Origin of the sequence: Halosegnis longus, from assembly GCF_009663395.1 — an archaeon.
GTDB classification, from domain to species: domain Archaea; phylum Halobacteriota; class Halobacteria; order Halobacteriales; family Haloarculaceae; genus Halosegnis; species Halosegnis longus.
Map to the genome: position 1 here is coordinate 542,644 of NZ_QKNW01000001.1, position 20,075 is coordinate 562,718.

Consider the following 20,075-nt stretch of genomic DNA (forward strand, 5'->3'; position numbering starts at 1 on the left):
CCTCAGGCTGTCGAAACAAGCCCGACGCCGACGGCGAGGACGACCCCGCCGGCGACGAGCGCCGGACCGATAGCCTCGTTCAACAGTAGCCCGCCGAGCGCGATACCCACGACCGGCTGTGCGAAGAAGGCGACCGCCGTCGTCGATGCGGCCGCCCGCTCGATACCCTTGTACCAGAGATACCACGCCAGCGCGGTCGAGACGACGCCGAGATACGCGACCGCCGCGACCAGCGCCGGCGACCACACGATAGCGCCGAGCGAGGCGTCCGTGAGCGTCAGCTCCGCGAGCGCGCCGAGTGCGAACAGCGGGACGGCGAGCGCCGTCGCGTACGTCGCCGTCTCCAGCGCCGAGTAAGTCCGAATCAGTCGCTTGCCGAATGCCGTGTAGCCGGCGAAGGTGGCGGCCGCGACAACGAGCAGGGCGGGGCCGACGAGCGCGTCCGAGGCGAGCTCCGCGAGCGTGTACCGGCCCGCGAGGACGATTCCCGTGCCAGCAGTCGCGAGCAGGATACCGACGGCCTTCCGTCGGCCGAGCGACTCACCGAGCACCGTCACCCCGAGCGCGACGGTGAACACCGGCGTCAGGACGGTGATGAGCGACCCCTGTGCGGCGGTCGTGAGGTCGGTCCCGAGAAACTGGGCCGCGAGCGAGACAGCGAGCAGAACCCCCAGGGCGGCGAAGCCGCGCCAGTCGCGCCGCGAGAAGGAACGCGTCGGCTTCACGACCCGGACGAGCGGGAGTAGGACCGCCGCCCCGAGGACGGCCCGCATCGTCACGAGGGTCAGCGGCGGAATCTGGGCGAACCCCCACTTGGAGACGACGTACATCCCACCCCAGATGCTCGCGGCCAACAGCGGCGCGAGCAGCGGGGAGTTACGCAGCGCCATCGACCGAGGCGTGGTCCAGCGCCTCTAAGAAGCCGTCGGCAAAGCCCGCCTCGGTGACGGTGTCGGCCGCCGCCTTCGCGGTGTCGTCGGCGTTGGCGACGGCGTACGACTCCCCGGCGATGTCGAACAGTTCGGCGTCGTTCTCGCTGTCGCCGATAGCGAGGAACTCGCTCGGCTCGTAGCCGAGGTCGGCCGCCATGGTCTCTAAGCCGGTTCCCTTGTCGACTTTCGGAGCCTTGACGTGGTAGGCATAGCCCGTGTCGACGACCTCCAGTCCGTGTTCGGCGGCGAGCGACTCCAGCGGTTCGAGGGGTTGGTCGATGGCGACGGCGACCTCCGTCTCGCGCCAGTAGTTCGCGAGGTCGGGCGTCCCCCAGCCGAGGTCGTAGCCGGCCGCGCGGTAGGCGTCGGCGACGGCGGTCGCCGCCTCGGGGTCGCCGTTGTGGGTGATTCCGACCGACTCACACAGCGTGACGCCGCCGTTCTCGGCGATGACGCGGTTGGGAAGATTCAGATACCGACACAGCGCGGTGGGAAACGGGAACGCCTTCCCCGTCGCGATGACGACCGGCGCGCGCTCGGCGTAGGCGCGCAGCGCGTCGAACACCCGCGGGTCGAGGCCCACGTCGTCGTGCGTTCTGGTGAGGGTCCCGTCGATATCGACAGCGAGCGGTCGCATGCGTTCGCTCACACCGGGAGCAACAAAAGCTACTCCGTCAGGCGGTCGTACGCCGCGGTCACGTCCTTGAACTCCTCCTCGTCGCCCCCGCGGTCGGGGTGTTTTTCCTTGACCGCTTCGCGGTAGGCTCGCTTGATGGCCTGTTCGTCGGCGTCGGGCGCGACCCCGAGGATGTCTGCCGCCTCGGTGCGCGAGGGACCGGAGGGCGTCGACGGGTCGATACGCTGGCCCTGCTGTGTCCGACCGCCGGCGCGGGATTGGCGACCGAACCGGCTGTTGGCGTCGCCGAAGCGCGGCCCGGCACCGAACCCACCGGTCTCACCGCGCGTCCGTCCCTGTTCGCCCGGCTGCGTGCCACCGGCCTGTCGGCGGCGCTGTTCGTTCGCCATCCGGGCCTGTCGCGCCTGCTGTTCGATGCGTTCGCGCATCTTTCCCGACGCCTGCTGGTAGAACAGATACGTCGCCGCGGCAAACGGGGTCGCGAAGATGAAGACGACCGGGCTCCCCAGCGTCAACGCCAGCAGGACCATCACCACGGTCATGCCGGCGAAGACGCCCATGAGCCCGACGACGAGCGACGAGCGATTCACACCCGCCATACGGCCGTGGGTGTGGTAAGTCACTCGCCCGATCCACCCGCCCCAAGCTTTTGACTGCACACAGTGTAACGCCGGTATGAGCATCTCCGGTGGCTGTGAGCTGTGCACGACCGGTGACGCATCGTTCGGCTGTGACCGCTGTGGCAAACTAGTGTGCGACGAGCACTACGACCGCGATTCGGGCTACTGCACCGAGTGTGCCGCGGAGCTTCGTCGTCCACACGACCCCGTCGAGGAGCGCGACGACGACGGGTTCGACGACGGCGTCGACACCTACCGGGTCGACTAGCGGTACTCGTTGAGCCGGCGCTTGAGCCGGCGTGCAGCGTCACCGGCCGCGTCGAAGTACGCCGACTCCTCGCTCGTTTCCTCGCCCGCGAAGATGATGCCACGCGAGGAGTTCACCAGTCCGACCCCGTCGGCGAGTCCGTGCTCGACGGCGGCCTCGGCGTCGCCACCCTGTGCGCCGACGCCCGGCACGAGGAAGGGGAGGTCGGGCACGAGCTCACGCACCGCTTCGAGTTCTTCCGGAGCCGTCGCACCCACGACGAGACCGACGTTGCCGTCGCTCCACTCGGCGGCCCGCTGAGCGACGTACTCGTACAGCCGCTTGTCGTTGCCGACTTCGAGATTCTGGAAGTCGCGGGCACCCGGATTCGAGGTGCGCGCGAGGACGAACACCCCCGCATCCGACCGGGAGAGGAACGGCTGGAGCGAGTCCTCGCCCAGATACGGATTGACGGTGATCGCGTCGACGGTATCGAGGACGCTCGCGTACTGGCGCGCGGTGTTGCCGATGTCGCCGCGCTTGGCGTCGAGCAGCACGGGGACGCCCTTCCCGTGGGCGTACGCGACAGTCTCCTCCAGCGCCCGCCAGCCGTCGGGGTCCTCGTAGAAGGCGGCGTTGGGTTTGTAACAGGCCGCGTGCTCGTGGGTCGCATCGATGACCCGACGGTTGAACCCCCACCGCGGGAGGTCGCCGTCGAGGAAGTCGGGGATTCGGTCCGGGTCGGGGTCGAGACCGACGGAGACGACGCTGTCTGCCGTCTCGATGCGCGCGGCCAACTCGTCGAAGAACGCCATACCGGGAGCGCGCGAGGCGACTACTACAACGTTGTGTTCTGGTCACTCGGCCTGCGTCGAGGCGGTCTGGTTCGTCCACTTCTTTTCCACGTCGCGGTTCGCGACGACGACGAGGTCTCCGTTGTCGGCCCGAATCCGCGTCTTCCGCAGGTCGATATCCACAATCGTGCCGGTGACGGAGGCGGTGTTGACGGCGTCGCCGTGGTTGAAATCCGGGTCGCGGAGCAGATACACGCCCGCGACCGTGTCGGCGATCATCTCCTTGAGCGCGAAGGCGACGCCCAAGCCGATGAAGCCGGCCGCGGTCCCGAGACTGGCCGCGATATCGCCCAGCCCGACGATTTTGAGCAGAGCGAGCGCCGCACCGAACCACAGGAACAGGCCGATGACCGCGACCGAGAGGTCCACGATGAGTTTCTGCTCGGCGGGCAACAGCCGACTGAGGACGAACCGGGTGACGGTCAACGCGAGTTTGATGACGAGATACGAGCCGAGGAGAAAGACGACACCCGAGAGGATGCGCGGAACCGCACCGACGAGTCCGTCGAGGAACTCGACGAAGACCGCCCGCGCGACGGATTCACTCCCCGGTTCGGGCGTAGCTTGCGAGAGCATACCGTGCCCGTACAGGGACCACGCGTAAATCCGTTCGGTTGACGTTACGCGAGCGCGACGAGCAGGTCCGTCGCGCGTTTGACTTCCGCGCCGTCCTCGATGAAGACGAGCGTCTGTGGCGGCTCGACGGCCTTCGGCCGGACCCGCAGACCGAGGTCGCCGGCCAGTTCGGTGACGCGGTCGGGAGTGGTCGCGATTTCGAGGTGAATCCGGTCCGGGTGGATGTGGACCGTCGCGACCGGCGCGTCGTCCCGCGAGACGGTGAACGCGTACGCGCCGTCCTCCCGCGGTTCGACCTCGCGGTCGGCGTCCGTAACGGTGAGTGAGCCGAGCGCCCCGGACTCCCGGCCGTGAATCTCCGAGGAGAGCAGCTCGGCGATGCGGGTGCCGTCCGTGGTGCGGTCCTCGACCATCAGAGCTCCTCCAGTGCGGCGTCCGCCTCCGACTGTACGTCGATACCGCGCTTGTGGGCAAACAGGACGGCCGCGGCCTCGATGGTGACCGCGAGGTCCGCCTGTAGCTTGTTGATGCCGGCGACTGCGGTCTGTTTCTCGATGCCGTGGTCGAGACAGCGGTCGAGGACGGTCTCGAAGACGGAGCGCTGCTGGAGGATGGACTCGTCGGGCCGGAAGCCGTCGGGGACGGTGACCGTCTCCGGGTCGAACGTGGGACGGAGGTCGCCGTCCTCGCGGGAGAGCAGCCCCTCGCCGGTGGCGACATCGACGAGCCGCTTGGCCTGGTCGGGGGAAAACCAGTCGCGGTCGAGCGACAGGTCGACGACGAAGCTGCTTTCTGGCATCGACCGCGAGCCGGCCGCGAGGAACGGGGCGGCGACGGCGATACGGATGCTCATGTCCCTCCAGAGATGGCGAGCCGTTTTATTCCCGTCGCTGTCGGAGTCGGAGTCGAACGATTCAAGTCTGCGAGCGGCGAGTTCGGGGTATGAAGAGCCACGGACGTTCCACGACGAAGCGAACCGGCGGACGGCGACGCACGACCCACAAGAAGCGGAAACACGAGCTCGGCAACTCCCCGACGGAGACGACCGTCGGCGACAAGAAGCTGAAGGTCGTCGAGACGCGCGGCGGCAACACGAAGGTTCGCGCCATCAAGAGCGACACCGCCACCGTCGCCACCGGCGACGGTGAGACCGTCTCGACCACCATCGAGAACGTGACCGAGAACGACGCCGACCCGAACTACGTCCGACGAAACATCATCACGAAGGGTGCCATCATCGAGACGCCGGAGGGGAACGCCCGCGTCACCTCCCGCCCGGGACAGGACGGACAGGTCAACGCCGTTCTCGTCGAGTAAGCGCAGCGTTTCTGCTTTTCCGTCGGTGAGCTACGGCTTCGGCGCGGCCTTCTGGAGCGCCGATTCGGCGATGTTGCCGCCGTAATCGCCCGCCCGCGACAGCGAGTCCACGACGAGTCCGAGCAGCTGCGCCTGCTGTGGCTCCAAATCGAGCAGCAGCGTGTCCGCCTCGCGGACGTGGTCGTCGACGGCGGTGACGGCCTCGTGGGCCTCGGTCGCGATGCGGGTCGCCTCCTCGGAGTCGTCGGCGAGCATGGCGTCCATCGCCTGCTCGATGACGGTGTCTGCGGCCTCGTGGAGCTGTTGGAGCTCCGACGCCACCTCCTCGGGCGGGGCATCGAGCGTCTGTGCGTTGGCGGCAATCTTCGAGGCGTGGTCGGCCACGCGTTCGAGCTGGCGGGCACACGAGTGGTAATCAAAGGTGGTCTCGCGGTCGAAGCCGATTTCGGCGGCCGCAGAGGGGTCACGCAACACGGACCGGAAGACCCGCGACACCATGTAGTAGAGCCGGTTCACGTCGTCGTCGCGCTGGCTCACGTCGGTCGCGAGGTCGTCGTCGTTCTCGACGAGCGCCTCAACGGCGTCGGAAAGCATCGTCGTCGCGACGAGTCGCATCCGGGTGACGGCGTTGTGAATCGACAGCTCCGAGGAGTCGAGCAGGTCACGCAGTTGGACGTGTTCGCTCGTCTCGCCGATGACTTCCAGTCCGACGAGGCCCTGTGCGGCCCGGCGGATGGTTCGCCGCTGGTCGGCGGTGATGCGGGGCGTTTCGAGGGTGATGATGTCGAAGCCGCTCACGTACATCATCATCACCGCACGCGTCAGTTGGTCGTCGGTGAGTCCCGTGATGTCGAGCGTCCCCTCGGTGTGTTCTTCCTCCTTGCGCGGGGTGAGCAACAGCGACCCCTCCTCCGGGTGGAACTCCACGACGCTCCCCCCCGAGATGCCGTTGGCGGTCGCCCACTCCTTCGGAAGACTCACCGTGTACGTCGACCCGCCGGTCACCTGCACCTTCCGTGTCTCCATACCACGAGTGTACGGGGCACAACCATAAATCGTGTGCGTACTATATAGTCAAAGTTAGCAGTACCCACATCTACCCGGGACAACAGTCCGGTACGGGCCGCACAGAGCAATGCTTTTTATTCTCATCGGCGCAGGCTGACGTGGAAACCGCGTCGGTGCGGCGCGACGACGTGACACCGCGGTCCACTGCGGCCAGCCCCGGCCATAGGATACCGTGATATATATTGACATACCCAAAGGTATTTTCCGTCGCCTGCGGTCGTACCAGTATGGCACGTGAGGGGTACCAGATGAAGCTCGGTCAGCTTCAGGAGGACGTACTGTACATGAGCGAACTCGTGCTCGAACGGCTCCGCACGGGACTGTCGGCGCTCGACGAGAAAGACGACGACCTCGCGTGGGAGGTCATCGACGGGGACGACGAGATCAACGAGCTGTATCTCGAGCTGGAAAGCGACTGCATCGACCTGTTGAGTCTCCAACAGCCCGTCGCCGGCGACCTGCGGTTCATCGCCGCGTCGTTCAAAATCATCACCGATCTCGAACGCATCGGCGACCTCGCCACGAATCTCGGGGAGTACACGCTCGACGCGGAGCAGGACCGCTACCCGGACGTTGATATTCAGGCAATCGGCGACGCCGTCATCGAGATGGTCGAAACGGCGATGACCGCATACGCCGACGAGGACGCCGAGCGGACCTTCGAGGTGGCCGACCGCGACGACGAAATCGACCAGCAGTGTGAACGCGCATCCACAATCGTGGTGCGTGACCTCATCGAGACGGAGATGGACGCCGACAGCGACGAGAGGGAAATCGAGGCGCTGATGGCCGACGTGTCCCGGTTTCTGCTCACCGTGCGCGACCTCGAACGCGTCGGCGACCACGCCGTCAACATCGCGGGTCGGACCCTCTACATGGTCGAGTCCGACGACGAGCTCATTTACTGAACTCGGCCGCGAGCTCGTCCGCGCGGTGTTCGCCGACGTTCTCGACCGCAAACCGGTACAGTTCGTCGTCGGCGACGACGACGAGCACCGCCTTTGAGGAGCGGAGCCACAGGTAGAACGCGGCCGGCGAAATCACGAACAGGCCAGCACCCAGCGGCGCGACCGTCCAGAAGTCGACGCCGACGGCGACGCCGGCCGTCGGGACGAGCACGGCGAGGAGAATCAGGCTCATCCCGGCGACCAGCGGACGGAAGTCGCGGCGACCGTGAGAGATGTGTGCGTCGGAGATGGCGTCGGGGTCGAACGTGCGGTCGCCGATAGTGACCTCATCCATCCTCGTCAACCTCGATTTTGTCTTCGTCCGGCACGTCCATTATTTGTGCGGCGAGGGATTCCATGTCGCCGGTCTCCATGGCGCTCTGGACGAGCAGGTGGCCCCCGATGACGGCCGGCGAGATGACCGTGTCGGCACCGGCCCGCCGGAGCTTCTTGGCGTTCTCGCGTTCGGTCGCGGCCGCCACGATGTTGAGTTCGGGGTTGAGCTCGCGGGCGGTGAGGATGGCGAGTGCGTCCTGTGCGTCGTCGTCGGTCGCGGCCACCAGAGCCCGGGCACGTTCGATACCGACGCGGGAAAGGGGTTCCTCGTCGGAGGGGTCGGCGACGACCACCTCGATATCTTTCGTGCGCAGTTCCTGTGCCCGGTCGGGCGAGCGCGTGATGACGACGAACTGCGGCGGCGCCGTGGCGGTGGCGAGTTCTTCGATAACCGGTTCGGTGAGGTCTGAGACCCCGACCACGATGATGTGGTTGTCGAGGATGTCGAGTGTGGAGTCGTTCATGATTCCGAGAGCGTTCGTGAAGCGGGCCTCGATGGCCGGGCCGACGAGGGTGGTGATGGCGACACCGAAGCTGGCGACGCCGAGCACGACGAGCGACATGGTGAACAGCCGTGCTTCGGGCGAAGTTGTGGCGGGGATGGCGTCACCGTAGCCGACCGTGGAGGCAGTGACCAGCGTGAAGTAGAAGGCGTCGGTGACCGACTGGATGCCGGTGAACTCCTCGCGGAGCACGTACGAGCCGATGGTGCCGTACGCCTGCGTGCCGACGACGGCGAGCAGCGCCGCGAGCTGGGCGGTCGAGAGGTCGAACTCGCGGTCGAACAGCCGGTGGTTCGCGAGCACGGTCGGGATGGAGACGAGCGAAACCACGACCAGCGGGTAGGAGTACTGGCTCGCCTGCGCGAGCCCCTGGACCGCCGTGACCGGCAGCAGGACGACCGTGAGAAGCCACGCGACCCGCAGCCGGTTCCGGAGCCCGTAGGCGGCCGCCATCATCAGGAAGCCGGTGAGCACGCCGGTGAACCCGACGGTCCGTTCGACCGTCGGCGGAACGTACGGCGCGAGCGGCCCGGAGACGTTCATCGAGCCGATGTTGACGATACCGGTGACGACGGACAACACGGCGACGAGTGCAGGGAGCCACAGCGCAGCCTGTGCGCCGAGAACGCGTGCCAGCCGCTTCGGTCGCGTCGACGGTGCGGCCCCCTCGCTCATACCCGCTGGAACCGCGGGCGTCGGCATAAACCGTCCGATAGCTGTATTTGGTTCCCGCGCGAGTGGCGCGTATGGCTGCGCTTCCCGTCGAGATACTCCAAGGTATCTATCTCGGTATCCTCACCGGGCTGTTGCCGACGCTGATTGCCTTCAGCCTCGGCTTCGGCTTCAAGTACATCACCGGCGTGACAATCCCCGGTTTCGGTGTCGTCGTCTTGTCGCTCGCGCTCGCGGGCGTCAACGGGGGACTGCTCGCGCTCACCGACCAGACCATCACGCAGTCGGCGACCGGCCCGGTCGTCGTCACGGCGATTCTCGTCATCCTGATGTTGTCGCTGTACGCCCACGCCAAGGGCGACGCGCTGGGGGCGACGTTCCCGCGACGGTTTAGTCTCTCCGCGCTTCGGGCCCAGACGCTCTCGAACGACGTGGTCGAGTTCGTCGGCGGGCGCGGGCAGGTGACGCTCGAAATCGTCGGCGACATCGCCGACATGGAGGCGTATCCGCCGCTTCCGGACGACATCCGTACCAGCATCAAGGCGGAGACGTGGAAGCTGCCAGCCGACCTCGGGCTCGATGAGCTGGAAGCGCGATTCAGAGAACGGCTCCGGACGGAGTTTGACCTCGCGGACGCGGCCGTCACAATCAACGCGCAGGGGCAGGCGACGATCGCCGCCGCGCCGCCCGTTTCGGCGCTCTCGAAGCGGATTCCCGCCGGGAAGCGAGCCGTCTCCGTCGACGCGCTCGTCCCGACCGGACTGGCGCGAGGCGATATCGTCACCCTCCACACGAACGAGGCGACTATCGAAGGAACGCTCGTCAGCGCACGCTCCAGCGGCAAGAGCGACCCCAAGCCGGTCGCGACGGACGGCGGTACCGCGACCGAACCGGCACAGCCGCCGACCGGCGCACCCGACGCGACCACGACCGGCGGTGACGGCCGAGTGACGGTGGCGGTGAGCCGGAGCGACGCGCGGACGCTGTTGGCCGCGACGACCGCCCACGTCGTCGTTCAGCCGCGCGGTACGAGCCGGGAGTTCGAGCTCCTCTCCCTGTTGCGACGTTCCGGCAAGCGCTTTCGGAAGTTCACGCTCGCCGCAGACGCGCCGCTCGTCGGAGAGACCGTCGGTACTGCCGGGCTGCGAGACACCCACGGCGTCGGTGTGCTCGCGGTTCGGTCCGACGGGACGTGGCGGTTCGTCCCGCCGCAGGAGCAGCCGCTGGCCGCGGGCGATGAGCTGTTCGTCGTCGGGCCGCGCGAGGGACTCGACGCGGTCGCCGGGGTGGTTTCGTGACCCAGCAAGAGGTCGCCATCCTCGCCCGGATCATGGACAATCTGTTGCGAATCGTCGGTCTGAGCCTACTCTCGGGACTGCTCGCGGCGCTGCTCGCGGTCGGATACCGCTGGTACGCCCGGATGCAGGTGCCGACCGGGCTGTCGATGCTCGTCGGTCTCACGGGCGTCGCGCTGGTGTTGAACCTCGACACGACGCTGGCGTCGCTGCTGGAGCCGACCGGCGGAGCGGACGACGTGTTCGCCACTCCGACAATCGTCGTCAACACGCTCACCCTCGCCGTCAGCGGCGTCACCGCGACTGCGGGCGGGCGCGTCGGCGACCGCATCGCCGGCACCACCGGTGCGCTCTCCGGCGGTGGCGGTGCCAACGTCGACGTATCTGCGGTCGTGAAGGCCGTCGGGCGCGTCATCACCGTCGAACTCCCCGAGGACATCGAGGACATGGACGGCCACGACCCGGTGGCCGCGAACGTGAAGGAGCGCATCGCCGGGCTAACGTTGGTCTTCCCGCGGCGGCTGACGGTCGAGGAGCTCCGGAACCGGCTCGTCGCCCGGCTCCGGGAGGAGTACGGCGTCGGCGTCGTGGACGTCGACATCGAGGCGGACGGTACCGTGACGTATCTCGCGGTCGGCTCCCGCGAGATCGGGCTCGGGACGACGCTCCCGCCCGAGACCTGTGCGGTCGCCATCCGTGCAGACCCGGCGTTCAGCGCGAGCGCCGGCGACGTGGTCCACATCTACGACACCACGGGCGAGGAGTCGAAACGCGTCGCCGTCGGCGAGGTGCGCGGCACCGCCGACGAGGTGGTAACCGTCGCCGTCGACGCGGACGACGCCACCCGGCTGAACAGCACCCAGCGGTACCGGCTCGCGACACTCCCCGTCGAGCCGCGGGTCGACCGCGAGTTCGCGTCGCTGTTGCGCGCGGCCGACGAGACGGTCACCACGATTACGCTCGCGGCCGACTCGCCGCTCGCCGGCCAGACCGTCGGGGCGCTCAATGCAACAGTCATCGCAGTTCACGGGCAAGCCGGCACCGAGCCGCTCGTTCCCAACACGCGGACGCTCACCGCCGGCGAGACGCTGTACGTCATCGCCAAGCCCGACGCGGTCCGGCGGCTCGAAGCCGCGGCCACCGGAGCCGACACCGACTAATCCCGTCGGCTCCACGTACCCGTATGGCAGACGACGCCCAGACGATCGACCCGAGCGAAATCGGCGAGACAGACGCTCCGCCCGTCGACGAGGCACCGTACAAGCTCGTCTTCGAGGCCAACAAGTGTATCGCCGCCGGGAAATGTGCCGAGGTCTCGACCAACTGGGAGATGGAGCTTTCCACCGGGATTGCAAAGCCCAACACCTACTTCTTCGCCGAGGAGGACCTCGACCACAACGTCCGGGCAGCGGAGGTGTGTCCGGCGAAGAAGGACCGCGGCGTCATCCACGTCATCGACCGCCGGACGAACGAGGAAATCGCTCCCGACCCGGAGGGAGACGGCACGCTCTCCGTCGACTGGTAGCGAACAGGCGACCCCTCGCTGTCCCGGACCGTGGGTCACGCTCCTGCCGTGGCGGCCCGGGGCCGTGTCGTTACATCGACGGGGGTGGTGCGGCATCCGTGTTAAACGCCGACCGTAACGGCTTTTCGACGCGCGCGACCACAGAGTGGTAGGCGGGGATGGCTGAGTCTGGCCAAAGGCGGCGGACTTAAGATCCGCTCTCGTAGGAGTTCGTGGGTTCGAATCCCTCTCCCCGCACTTTTTTGCCGACTCGGGCTTCCTCGCGCGCCTTCGGCGCGCTGTGGGAGCCACTCGCGGCAAAAACCTGCACTAAAAACCGCAGCCGCGCCTCCCGTCGGTCGGCGCGGTGAAACGCCTCGCTCCGCTCGGCGTATGCGCTAGAGTACGGCAACGTGCGGCTTTTCTTCCTGTCTCGCCAATCGCCCGTAATGACGATTCCCGAGAGTGCCGAACGCGCGTTCGACGCACACGATGCTTACGACCGCGACGGCGACGAGTACGAACTGACGACGATTACGTTCGAGAGCCGCGTCGAGGCGGCCGAAACCGACGACTGGGCACACGAGTACACCATCGTCGTCCGCGCGCCGATGCTGTCGTCGGTCGTAGATGGCGAGGTCGGCCCGGACCTCGAAGCCGGCTGGTTCGACACCTTCGCGCTCCGGATGGAAGACGCCCCCGACGCCGTCCGCGACAATCTGGAACTGGACCGGCTCGACGTGCACGAGGAACTCGGCGATGCGGTCGTCGTCTTCGAGTTCACGTGGGGGAACGCGGACCGCGCGCCCGCGATTGCGAAGGCGCTGGCCGAGTACGTCGAGGGCACGTACATGGAGGGTGTCGTCCCGGGCTTCGACTACACCGACCCCGTCGATTCGCTGCTCGCGTCCGCGAGCCAAGGCGACGGGACCGGCACCCCGCTGTAGCTACTCGATAACGAGCGCCCGCGAGCCGCAAAACAGGCAGTTGTCCCCGTGTTTGATGGCGACGAGCTGTCGACCACAGTCCAGACAGTGACACAGCTTCCGGTCGCCGGTGGTGAGTCGTCGCGCAATCGCCGTCGACTGTGGTGGAATCGCCCGGTCGGTCTTGCGAAGCGGCGGCTCGTCGTCGCTCATACCACCAGTACGAACCGGACCCGCTTGAACTGTCTGCCGAATCAGGCCGTCGTAATCAGTTCGATGACGTCGCGCTCATCGAGCACGTGGTCGCCGCCGACCTGTCGCTCGGTCCGGCAGTCGATGCCGTGGAGCAGGCCGTCGCCGATATCCGAGTGGATGTGGTAGGCGAAATCCGAGGTGGTCGACCCGCGGGGCAGGAGAAAGCAGTCGCGGAACTCACCCTCCTCGTCGGCCTTCCCGTTCGCGCTCCCCGGAAAGACGGGCATCACGCCGAGCACGTCGAACAGCGCGCGCTCGATTGCGCCCTGAACGCCGGTTCCGTCGTACTCGCTCGTGAAGTCGGCAATGGCCTCCAGCCCCTGCTCTTGCTCGTCGGAGATGTCGCCGACGATATCGAACTCGGCGTCACCGGGCGTGTAGTCGACGACGCCGCCCTCCGCGGCGTTCTTGAGTGCCTTCTCCGCGTGCGCGCTCGTCGGGACGAAGGTGAGGTGCTCGTAGTCGTCGTCCGTGGTCACTTCCTCCCAGTTTGCCTGTGCCTCCGGCGTGTCCATCTTGTTGGCCGCGATGAGGATTGGCTTCGTCTCCTTGCGAATCTCGCGAGCCAGTTCGAACCGGTCGTCGTCGTCCCACTCTCCGGGTTCGAGCGAGAGGTCACACCGGAGGATGAGCTTCTTGATTTCGTCTTTGTTGGTGCGGAACGCCGACATCTGTTCGGCGAGGACGACCTCTACGTCGGTGTTTTCCTTGTCGTAGGCGTCGGCGTACTTGTCGAGTCCCTTGCCGAGAATCTCCAGATACCACTGGTCGAGTTCGTCTTCGAGGAAGTCGATGTCCTCGCGAGGGTCGTGACCCTCGGTGCGTTCACCCTCGGCGTCGGTCGTCCCGGAGAAGTCGACGACGTGGACGAGCGCGTCGGCCTCGTTCAGGTCGGTGAGAAACTGATTGCCCAGCCCCTTCCCTTCGTGTGCGCCGGGGACGAGTCCGGCCACGTCGAGCAGTCGGACGGGGACGAATCGCGTGCCGTCGTCGCAGTAGCCGACGCTCGGGGTGCAGGTGGTGTCGAACTCGGGGGCCGCACAGTCGACGCGCACGTACGCCTCGCCGACGGAGGGGTCGATTGTCGTGAACGGGTACGCGCCCTCAGGCACGTCGTTCATCGTCGCCGCGTTGAAGAACGTGGATTTGCCGACCGACGGCTTCCCCACGAGACCGATAGTGTAGCTCATTATCTGTCTCCGGCGATTCGCGTATTTCAATGTTGTTGCCGCGCCGTCCAGTGGTATGTGTTGTCGTGGTAGGGTTGATGAGGCGTGTTTGACTCTCTTGCTCGGCGTGTCTGCTTCGACACCGTCTCGGAGGAACTCGTCTGTCGTTCCGGTCACTTCGACAGTACCTCGAAAGCCCCCGCGCCGCTACGGTCGCACGGCGAGCGGTGCGGTATGGGCCACGGCTTCGATTGCCTATTCAGTCGATGCGGTGGCGTGGTCCGAGCGCGCCTCGTGCGCGCGAGTCAGCGCGAGGGATGAGCGACTGAAAGGAGCGAATCGGTTGGGGAGGCTCGTGGTGCTGCTGCTGTCGGGTGGACTGAAAGGGGCGGGCGTGTCGCGCCTGCGTGGTCGGTTCCGTGACCACTATCGGGAGCGAGCACCGCGAGCGACCGATATGTCACGGAGAGGCCGCGACACGCCCGGGGCTTTCAAGCCGTACTCACCAACGTAGTTGCGGTCACCAGACGACACGCCGGGGATTTCAAACTGAAACCAACAGAGCAGTCAGAGTAATCGAACACAAAGCCAAATCCACACCTCCAGACAGACCACTTTCACCACGCTTGGCGAGCACCCTTACCCCAGCCGACCGACGCGAATTCCATGCAGTCACCGAGCACAATCACGGCAGACGAGACGTACTGGCTCCGGGGGAGCGCGGTCACGGACGCGGACACCGCGACGGACGCGTACTTCGAGGACCACGACGTACTCCGCCCCGCGGAGACGACGAAAACCGACCTCCCGCCGACGGACGACGAGGCCGTCGCGCGAATCGACCGGGACGCACTCGGTGAGGAGAAGTTCATCGGCAAGTGGCAGGTCACGGGGTCGGCCGACCGCATCGACGCGCTGTGGCCGGATATCGTGGCGAGCGTCGAGTCCCAGACCATCTGGGCGGCGAAGGCGATGACGGGATTCGGCTTCGACGCGCTGGAGATGTACGACGAGTACGTGCTCGCGGTGTACACGCCGAACTACGTCGACACCGACGACGTGTATCGGGTGCGCGAGCACCTCCGCGAGGCTCACGGGGTCACGGAGCCGTGTTACTACAAGCCGGATATCTACACGGCGAACGGAATCGTCGCCGACAACATGGATGAGTTCGGACTGGAGAAGCCAGCGCGCTACGTCGAATAGCGTCGGAACGGGTTACTCGAAGGCGCGCAGGACGCCGGCGCCGTCCGTCCCGGCACCGTTCGACATACCGATATCGTCGAGCGTGGCGCGCTCTGGGTGGGGCATCAACACGGCGACCGTCTCGCGTTCGCCGAGCACGCCCGCGACGTTGTCGGTCGAGCCGTTCGGATTCGCCGCGTCGGTGACGGTGCCGTCGGGCGCACAGTAGCGGAACAACACGCGGTCGTCCTCGCGAATGGTGTCGAGTCGGTCGGACTCGATTTCGAATCGCCCCTCGCCGTGGGCAATCGGTAGCGAGATGACCTCGCCCTCCGAGAACGCGCTAGTGAAGGGCGTGTCGGCGTTCTCGACGCGCAGGTGGACGTGTTCACACTGGAAGCGCGCCGACCGGTTCGTCGTGAACGCGCCGGGCGTCAGGCCGGACTCGGAGCCGATTTGCGCGCCGTTGCACACGCCGAGCACGGGAGTGCCTTCCTCGGCGAGGGCGCGCACCTCGTCCATGATTGGCGAGCGGGCGGCCATCGCGCCGGCGCGGAGGTAATCGCCGTAGGAGAACCCGCCGGGGATGACGATGCCGTCGGGCGATTCCGGCAGGCCGTCCTCGTGCCAGACGATGTCGGCGTCGATGTCGAGCGAATCGAGCGCGAGCGCGGCGTCGCGGTCGCAGTTCGAGCCGCCGAATCGGATGATGGAGACGGTCATTCCGCCTCGACCACGTCCACGTCGTAGTCGTGGATGGTGGGGTTCGCGAGGAGGCGTTCTGCCATCTCGTCGGCGCGCTCGCGGGCGCTTCTCGCGTCGTCTGCATCGAGGTCGATATCGAAGCGGTCGGCGCTCCGGAGGCCGTCGAGGTCGAAGCCGAGCCGTTCGAGCGCCTTGCGCGTCTGGTCGGCCTCGGGGTCGAGCACCCCGTGTTTGAGCCGAACCGTCACCGTCGCGGTGTAGGCTGTCATACGCGGGGGTGCGTATCCGTGGATGAAAACGGTTCCGGGTTCGGTGGCCTGTACACGGAGATGCACAGCGATGCTTGCGCGGAGCGCGCGGCTTTTGCCCGCCGGTGAACGTTGGCCGGTATGACCCGCGAGTACACCCAGATAACCGTCATCGGCGAGGACACGACGGGTATCATCGCCCGCGTGACCACCCTCCTGTACGACCGCGCCATCAACATCGAGGACCTCGACCAGGCCGTCCGCGAGGGGCTGTTCCGGATGACCCTCCACGTCGACACGAGCGAGATGACCTGCTCGCAGGAAGAGCTCCGCGAGGCGCTCGACGAACTGGGCGAGGAAATCGGCCACGAGGTCCGGGTTCGGTTCCCCGACGACCGCGACACGCAGACGATTGCCGTGCTCGCGACGAAGGAGACCCACGCGCCGGAGGCGCTGTTTGCCGCCCACGAGGAGGGGAGTCTCGACGCCGACATCTCCGTCGTCATCTCGAACCACAGCGACCTCGACGACCTCGCCGCCGACTACGATGTCCCCTTCCACGACATCGGCGACGAGAAGGGGACCCCCGACGAGGACGAACTGCTCACCCTCTTGGAAGAGTACGACGCCGACCTCATCGTCCTCGCGCGGTACATGCGCATCATCGGTCCGGAGGTCGTCTTCCGCTACGAGGACCGCATCATCAATATCCACCCGAGCCTGCTCCCCTCCTTCCCCGGCGCGCGCGCCTACCAGCAGGCCCGACAGGAGGGCGTCCGCGTCGGCGGCGTCACCGCCCACTACGTCACGACCGACCTCGATCAAGGGCCGATTATCGCCCAGCGCGCCTTCGACGTCCCTGCCGACGCCACCGTCAAGGAACTCGAACAGCGAGGCCAGCCGCTCGAAGCCTCGGCGCTGCTCGAGGCCGTTCGACTTCATCTGGACGACGCGGTCTACGTCCACCAGGGTCGCGTCGAACTCCGCGACGGCGTCGAGGCCGACGACTACCAGCTCGGTCTCCCGGAGAAGATGCGCGAGTGGAACCCCTCGACGCCGGTCGACGGCGAACCGCTCTAACGCAGGTCGCGCACGGCCTCGACCGCCTCGGAGAGCGGTGGCGCGTCGAACAGGTCCCGGCCGAGATACGCGTTTGCACCCGAACGGTACATCTCGCTTGCCGTCTCCAGGACGGTCTCGGGGAGCGACTCGGGGTCGTGCTCGCACAGCTCCCGCCAGTCGGCAACGTCCTGTTTTTGTGCTCGCACCTTCGCCTCGCTCACGGCTTCGACCCACGCCTGCTGCTCGCGCTTGTGGTACTGTCGGATGACCTCCTTCGAGAGCTGTTGGCCGTCGTAGGAAAACCGGTTCTCGTCGAACGTTCCGACCACGTCGGCGACGAGAATCTCGCCGTTGAAGTAACAACACTCGATTTTGCCGTCCTCGTGGACGAGTCCCGCGCGGGCGGCTTTCCCCGTCACGAGGTCGTTCACGTCACGCGCGACGGTTTCGAGGGCGTCGATGTCGGCCTCGCCCGCGATCTCGTCGGCCTCCTCGCGGGTGAGATACCGGTCTGACTCCTCGTACTTCGTCGAGAACTCGATGACCGCTTCCGGGAGGTCGACCGACTCGTCGGGCCACGATTCCATATCGAGTCCGTACTCGCTCGGCTCGCCACGCGACCGGAGCGACGACCCGACCGGTACCGTGTTCCGGAAGACGATTTCGAGCGGAACCAGGTAGTTCGAGCCGGCGTCGGCGTGGAAGGCGTCGTAGTCGTACGCGCGCCCCTCGTGTGGCAGGTCGGGAACCTGCGTCAGTTCGATTGCCATCTCGCGTGGCGGCTCCTCGGCCTCGGCGAGCGGAATCGGCTCGTCGCCGTCGTCGGGGACGACCCCGCGGTAGTGCGTGGAGATGCCCTCGGCTTCGAGCGCTTCGAAGTTCGCAGCCCCCATCGCACAGAGGCTCCGGCCCTTCTGTGGAATCTCGTCCGGCATCTTGCCCCAGTCGAAGACGGAGTAGTCGTCGGTGAACACGAACGCGCCCCGGCCCAGTCGTGCCGAAGTCGCCCCCTCCGCGACCCGGAACTCCTTGACGCTCGTCATACGTCTCCGTTCTGGCGGCGTTGTATAGTCGTTTCCTCTCGTTTGTTTGGTGGTGATTGTGTTTCGAACAGTTCCTCGGCGTCTTCGACATCGTCTCGGAAGTGTTCGCTCGGGTCGTCTACTGCTTCGATACGCCCTCGAAAGCCCCCGCGCCGCTACCGCACCAACCTTTCCCCACACCGCACACGCTCGCACGGCGAGCGGTGCGGTAGGCCACCGCCTCGGTTGCTTGTGCGGTGGCGTGGTCCGAGCGCGCATCGGCGCGCGAGTCAGTGCGAGGTCGTCGCGAGGGCACCGAGCGACGGCTTGTCAGAGCGTGCGCTGACAGTGGACGAGTGAGCACCGCGAGCGAGTCGGCTGGGGAGGCGTGTGGGCGGTGCTGTCGGGTGGACTGAAAGGGGCGGGCGTGTCGCGCGTGTTCGGTCGGTTCCGTGACCACTATCGGGAGCGAGCGCAGCGAGCGACCGATATGTCACGGGGAGACCGCGACACGTCCGGGGCTTTCAAGCCGTACTCACCAACGTAGTTGCGGTCACCAAGCGACACGTCCGGGGCTTTCAGGCTGGTCACAACAGAGCAGTCACCAGACGACACGCCCGGAGTGTTCAAGCGGTCACCAATAACAGAGCAGTCAAATGAGTAGAGAGGTCCAGAAACAGGCGAACAGTTCAAGACCGAGAAAGCAGAAACTGAACCCGAATGCAGCTCGACGACTACATCGACGGGCTCGGCGACGACGAGGAGGCGCGGCGTCGCCAGCTCGCGAAGGAGAAATCCTACGAGATAACCGAGTATCTCGAGGACGTCGAGCAATCCATCGACGAAACCCTCCAGGACGACACCCTGTTCGGCTCCACGGCACCCGGCATCTTCGTCGGAAGCTCGTCGTATCCGGACGTGTCGGCGGGCGTGCTCGCCCCGGTCAGCGAACCCGACCGCGCCGCCGAGTTCGAAACCGGGCCACACTGGTACAAGCGCGGCTACACCATCGACGACGTGTTCCAGTCGCGGACGAACCTCCTCAACTCCGCGAAACGGACGAACGTCCACGTCGCCGACGAGTGGGACGGCTTCACCGGCGTCCAGCGAGAGGTCGCCATCGCCGACCGGCCCGTCGACGTGGAACTCGGACTCGACGGCCGTCCCGAAGTCGACATGGACCTCTCCGTCGACGACATCTCGACGCCGACGGGACCCCGTGCGACCGCCGAGTACGCCGACCTCGCGGAGAATCCACACGTTCCAAAGCCCGTCGAGTACACCCTCTCTGACGACGACTGGAAGGCCGAGGGCGCGATGACGTACCTCTACAACCGCGGGCTCGACGTGTACCAAATCGAGAACGTGCTCGCGGCCGGGGCGCTCGGAGAGACACAGAATCGCAAGCTCGTCCCGACGCGGTGGTCGATTACGGCCGTCGACGACACCATCTGTAACTTCCTGCGCGGACAGATTCACAACCGCCCGAGCGTCGACGCGACGGAGGTGTGGTACAACGAGTATCTGGGCAACCGATTTTGGGTGCTTCTCGCGCCCGGCGACTTCGAGTTCGAGCTCGTGGAGCTGAAAGCCCCCGGCTCCGTCTGGAATCCGGCGGGTCGTGGCTACAACGTCACCAGCGACTACGAGGGGTTCGAAGGCCGGACGAGCTACGCGAGCGAGACGGCCGGAGCCTACTACGCCGCCAAGCTCGGCGCGTTAGAGAACCTCGCCGACCGCGGCCGGCAGGCGAAGGTGCTCGTCGTCCGCCACGTCACCCCCGACTACTGGGGACCGGCGGGCGTCTGGCAGGTGCGCGAAACCGTCAGAAACGCCTTCGAGGAGGGCGAGCCGGGAGAGGCCGAAACCCTCCACGACGCCGTGCGTGAACTCACGCCGCGGTGGCCCGTCGACATCGACACGCTCCGGCGCAACTCAGAGCTCGTGGCTGGCGTCCAAGCGAGCCTCGCGGATTTCGGACGATGAAAAAGTAAT

At 66.5% G+C, this 20,075-nt stretch carries 25 protein-coding genes and 1 tRNA gene; 11 read left to right on the plus strand and 15 right to left on the minus strand.

The features are described 5' to 3' along the window. Positions 1–2: 2 nt before the first annotated feature. Genes DM818_RS02990 through DM818_RS03000 form a run of 3 tightly spaced genes read right to left on the minus strand, consistent with a single transcriptional unit; the run spans position 3 to position 2,168 of the window. Positions 3–890: a DMT family transporter gene (locus tag DM818_RS02990; protein WP_075938148.1), complete on the minus strand. Its 888-nt coding sequence runs from the start codon at positions 888–890 to the stop codon at positions 3–5. After that, the gene (locus DM818_RS02995; RefSeq protein WP_153952284.1) at positions 877–1,569 is read right to left on the minus strand and encodes a phosphoglycolate phosphatase; all 693 of its coding nucleotides are present in this window, start codon (positions 1,567–1,569) and stop codon (positions 877–879) included. Before DM818_RS02995 ends, DM818_RS02990 begins: the two co-directional genes overlap by 14 nt. Positions 1,570–1,598: 29 nt before the next feature. Beyond that, the gene (locus DM818_RS03000; protein WP_079988939.1) at positions 1,599–2,168 is read right to left on the minus strand and encodes a J domain-containing protein; all 570 of its coding nucleotides are present in this window, start codon (positions 2,166–2,168) and stop codon (positions 1,599–1,601) included. A 76-nt stretch (positions 2,169–2,244) separates the two neighbouring features. On the opposite strand from DM818_RS03000, the gene DM818_RS03005 reads away from it, so the two are divergent. After that, positions 2,245–2,457, plus strand: coding sequence for a hypothetical protein (locus DM818_RS03005; protein ID WP_075938145.1), 213 nt, complete (start codon positions 2,245–2,247; stop codon positions 2,455–2,457). On the opposite strand, the gene pyrF is transcribed toward DM818_RS03005, so the two are convergent. From pyrF to DM818_RS03025, 4 genes are read right to left on the minus strand one after another with little or no spacing between them, the layout of a single operon-like run. After that, positions 2,454–3,251, minus strand: coding sequence for an orotidine-5'-phosphate decarboxylase (gene pyrF / locus DM818_RS03010; protein WP_153952285.1), 798 nt, complete (start codon positions 3,249–3,251; stop codon positions 2,454–2,456). The two genes, DM818_RS03005 and pyrF, sit on opposite strands and share 4 nt — an antisense overlap. Positions 3,252–3,293: 42 nt before the next feature. Further along, positions 3,294–3,866 (minus strand): mechanosensitive ion channel family protein, encoded by a 573-nt coding sequence (locus tag DM818_RS03015; RefSeq protein WP_075938143.1) that lies wholly within the window; start codon positions 3,864–3,866, stop codon positions 3,294–3,296. Between the two features lie 44 nt (positions 3,867–3,910). After that, positions 3,911–4,279, minus strand: a complete 369-nt coding sequence (locus tag DM818_RS03020; RefSeq protein WP_153952286.1) for a hypothetical protein — start codon at positions 4,277–4,279, stop codon at positions 3,911–3,913. Beyond that, complete coding sequence (locus tag DM818_RS03025; RefSeq protein WP_075938141.1) at positions 4,279–4,719, minus strand: DUF2240 family protein; 441 nt, start codon at positions 4,717–4,719, stop codon at positions 4,279–4,281. Before DM818_RS03025 ends, DM818_RS03020 begins: the two co-directional genes overlap by 1 nt. Positions 4,720–4,808: 89 nt before the next feature. Between DM818_RS03025 and DM818_RS03030 the strand changes: the two genes are divergently transcribed. Next, complete coding sequence (locus DM818_RS03030) at positions 4,809–5,183, plus strand: 30S ribosomal protein S8e (protein ID WP_153952287.1); 375 nt, start codon at positions 4,809–4,811, stop codon at positions 5,181–5,183. A gap of 30 nt (positions 5,184–5,213) precedes the next feature. Here DM818_RS03030 and DM818_RS03035 read toward each other — a convergent pair whose 3' ends face one another. Continuing rightward, entirely contained in the window at positions 5,214–6,209 is a 996-nt protein-coding gene (locus tag DM818_RS03035; RefSeq protein WP_075938139.1) for a phosphate uptake regulator PhoU, read from the minus strand. A gap of 269 nt (positions 6,210–6,478) precedes the next feature. Between DM818_RS03035 and phoU the strand changes: the two genes are divergently transcribed. Next, entirely contained in the window at positions 6,479–7,159 is a 681-nt protein-coding gene (gene phoU / locus DM818_RS03040; RefSeq protein WP_075938138.1) for a phosphate signaling complex protein PhoU, read from the plus strand. Here phoU and DM818_RS03045 read toward each other — a convergent pair. Continuing rightward, positions 7,149–7,493: a hypothetical protein gene (locus DM818_RS03045; protein ID WP_075938137.1), complete on the minus strand. Its 345-nt coding sequence runs from the start codon at positions 7,491–7,493 to the stop codon at positions 7,149–7,151. The two genes, phoU and DM818_RS03045, sit on opposite strands and share 11 nt — an antisense overlap. Then, complete coding sequence (locus DM818_RS03050; protein WP_153952288.1) at positions 7,486–8,712, minus strand: NAD-binding protein; 1,227 nt, start codon at positions 8,710–8,712, stop codon at positions 7,486–7,488. Before DM818_RS03050 ends, DM818_RS03045 begins: the two co-directional genes overlap by 8 nt. Before the next feature lie 71 nt (positions 8,713–8,783). Here DM818_RS03050 and DM818_RS03055 point away from each other — a divergent pair, with 71 nt between their 5' ends. The 5 genes from DM818_RS03055 (at position 8,784) to DM818_RS03075 (ending at position 12,455) form a co-directional block, all read left to right on the plus strand. Further along, entirely contained in the window at positions 8,784–10,007 is a 1,224-nt protein-coding gene (locus DM818_RS03055; protein ID WP_123123855.1) for a potassium channel family protein, read from the plus strand. Further along, positions 10,004–11,164, plus strand: a complete 1,161-nt coding sequence (locus DM818_RS03060) for a TrkA C-terminal domain-containing protein (protein WP_075938134.1) — start codon at positions 10,004–10,006, stop codon at positions 11,162–11,164. Before DM818_RS03055 ends, DM818_RS03060 begins: the two co-directional genes overlap by 4 nt. A 23-nt stretch (positions 11,165–11,187) precedes the next feature. Further along, positions 11,188–11,529 carry a ferredoxin gene (locus DM818_RS03065; RefSeq protein ID WP_123123854.1) on the plus strand — a complete coding sequence of 114 codons (342 nt, stop codon included), beginning with the start codon at positions 11,188–11,190 and terminating at the stop codon, positions 11,527–11,529. A gap of 152 nt (positions 11,530–11,681) precedes the next feature. Next, a tRNA-Leu gene (locus DM818_RS03070) sits at positions 11,682–11,766 on the plus strand. Between the two features lie 191 nt (positions 11,767–11,957). Next, complete coding sequence (locus DM818_RS03075; protein WP_123123853.1) at positions 11,958–12,455, plus strand: DUF5813 family protein; 498 nt, start codon at positions 11,958–11,960, stop codon at positions 12,453–12,455. Here the strand turns inward: DM818_RS03075 and DM818_RS03080 are convergent, their stop codons facing one another. Both DM818_RS03080 and DM818_RS03085 read right to left on the minus strand, forming a co-directional pair. Next, on the minus strand, positions 12,456–12,647 hold the full coding sequence (locus DM818_RS03080; protein WP_075938131.1) for a hypothetical protein: 192 nt from the start codon (positions 12,645–12,647) through the stop codon (positions 12,456–12,458). A gap of 41 nt (positions 12,648–12,688) precedes the next feature. Further along, entirely contained in the window at positions 12,689–13,879 is a 1,191-nt protein-coding gene (locus DM818_RS03085) for a redox-regulated ATPase YchF (protein ID WP_123123852.1), read from the minus strand. A 645-nt stretch (positions 13,880–14,524) separates the two neighbouring features. Between DM818_RS03085 and DM818_RS03090 the strand changes: the two genes are divergently transcribed. After that, positions 14,525–15,064 (plus strand): putative phosphothreonine lyase domain-containing protein, encoded by a 540-nt coding sequence (locus tag DM818_RS03090; protein WP_123123851.1) that lies wholly within the window; start codon positions 14,525–14,527, stop codon positions 15,062–15,064. A 12-nt stretch (positions 15,065–15,076) separates the two neighbouring features. Here the strand turns inward: DM818_RS03090 and purQ are convergent, their stop codons facing one another. Together purQ and purS are read right to left on the minus strand one after the other, a co-directional pair. Next, positions 15,077–15,766, minus strand: a complete 690-nt coding sequence (gene purQ / locus DM818_RS03095) for a phosphoribosylformylglycinamidine synthase I (RefSeq protein ID WP_123123850.1) — start codon at positions 15,764–15,766, stop codon at positions 15,077–15,079. Next, positions 15,763–16,017 (minus strand): phosphoribosylformylglycinamidine synthase subunit PurS, encoded by a 255-nt coding sequence (gene purS / locus DM818_RS03100; RefSeq protein ID WP_075938127.1) that lies wholly within the window; start codon positions 16,015–16,017, stop codon positions 15,763–15,765. Before purS ends, purQ begins: the two co-directional genes overlap by 4 nt. A gap of 120 nt (positions 16,018–16,137) precedes the next feature. On the opposite strand from purS, the gene DM818_RS03105 reads away from it, so the two are divergent. Continuing rightward, positions 16,138–17,076, plus strand: coding sequence for a formyltetrahydrofolate deformylase (locus DM818_RS03105; RefSeq protein WP_123123849.1), 939 nt, complete (start codon positions 16,138–16,140; stop codon positions 17,074–17,076). Here DM818_RS03105 and DM818_RS03110 read toward each other — a convergent pair. Further along, entirely contained in the window at positions 17,073–18,101 is a 1,029-nt protein-coding gene (locus DM818_RS03110) for a phosphoribosylaminoimidazolesuccinocarboxamide synthase (protein WP_123123848.1), read from the minus strand. The genes DM818_RS03105 and DM818_RS03110 overlap by 4 nt on opposite strands. A gap of 699 nt (positions 18,102–18,800) precedes the next feature. Between DM818_RS03110 and nreA the strand changes: the two genes are divergently transcribed. Further along, entirely contained in the window at positions 18,801–20,066 is a 1,266-nt protein-coding gene (gene nreA / locus DM818_RS03115; RefSeq protein WP_123123847.1) for a DNA repair protein NreA, read from the plus strand. The last annotated feature ends 9 nt before the right edge of the window (positions 20,067–20,075 follow it).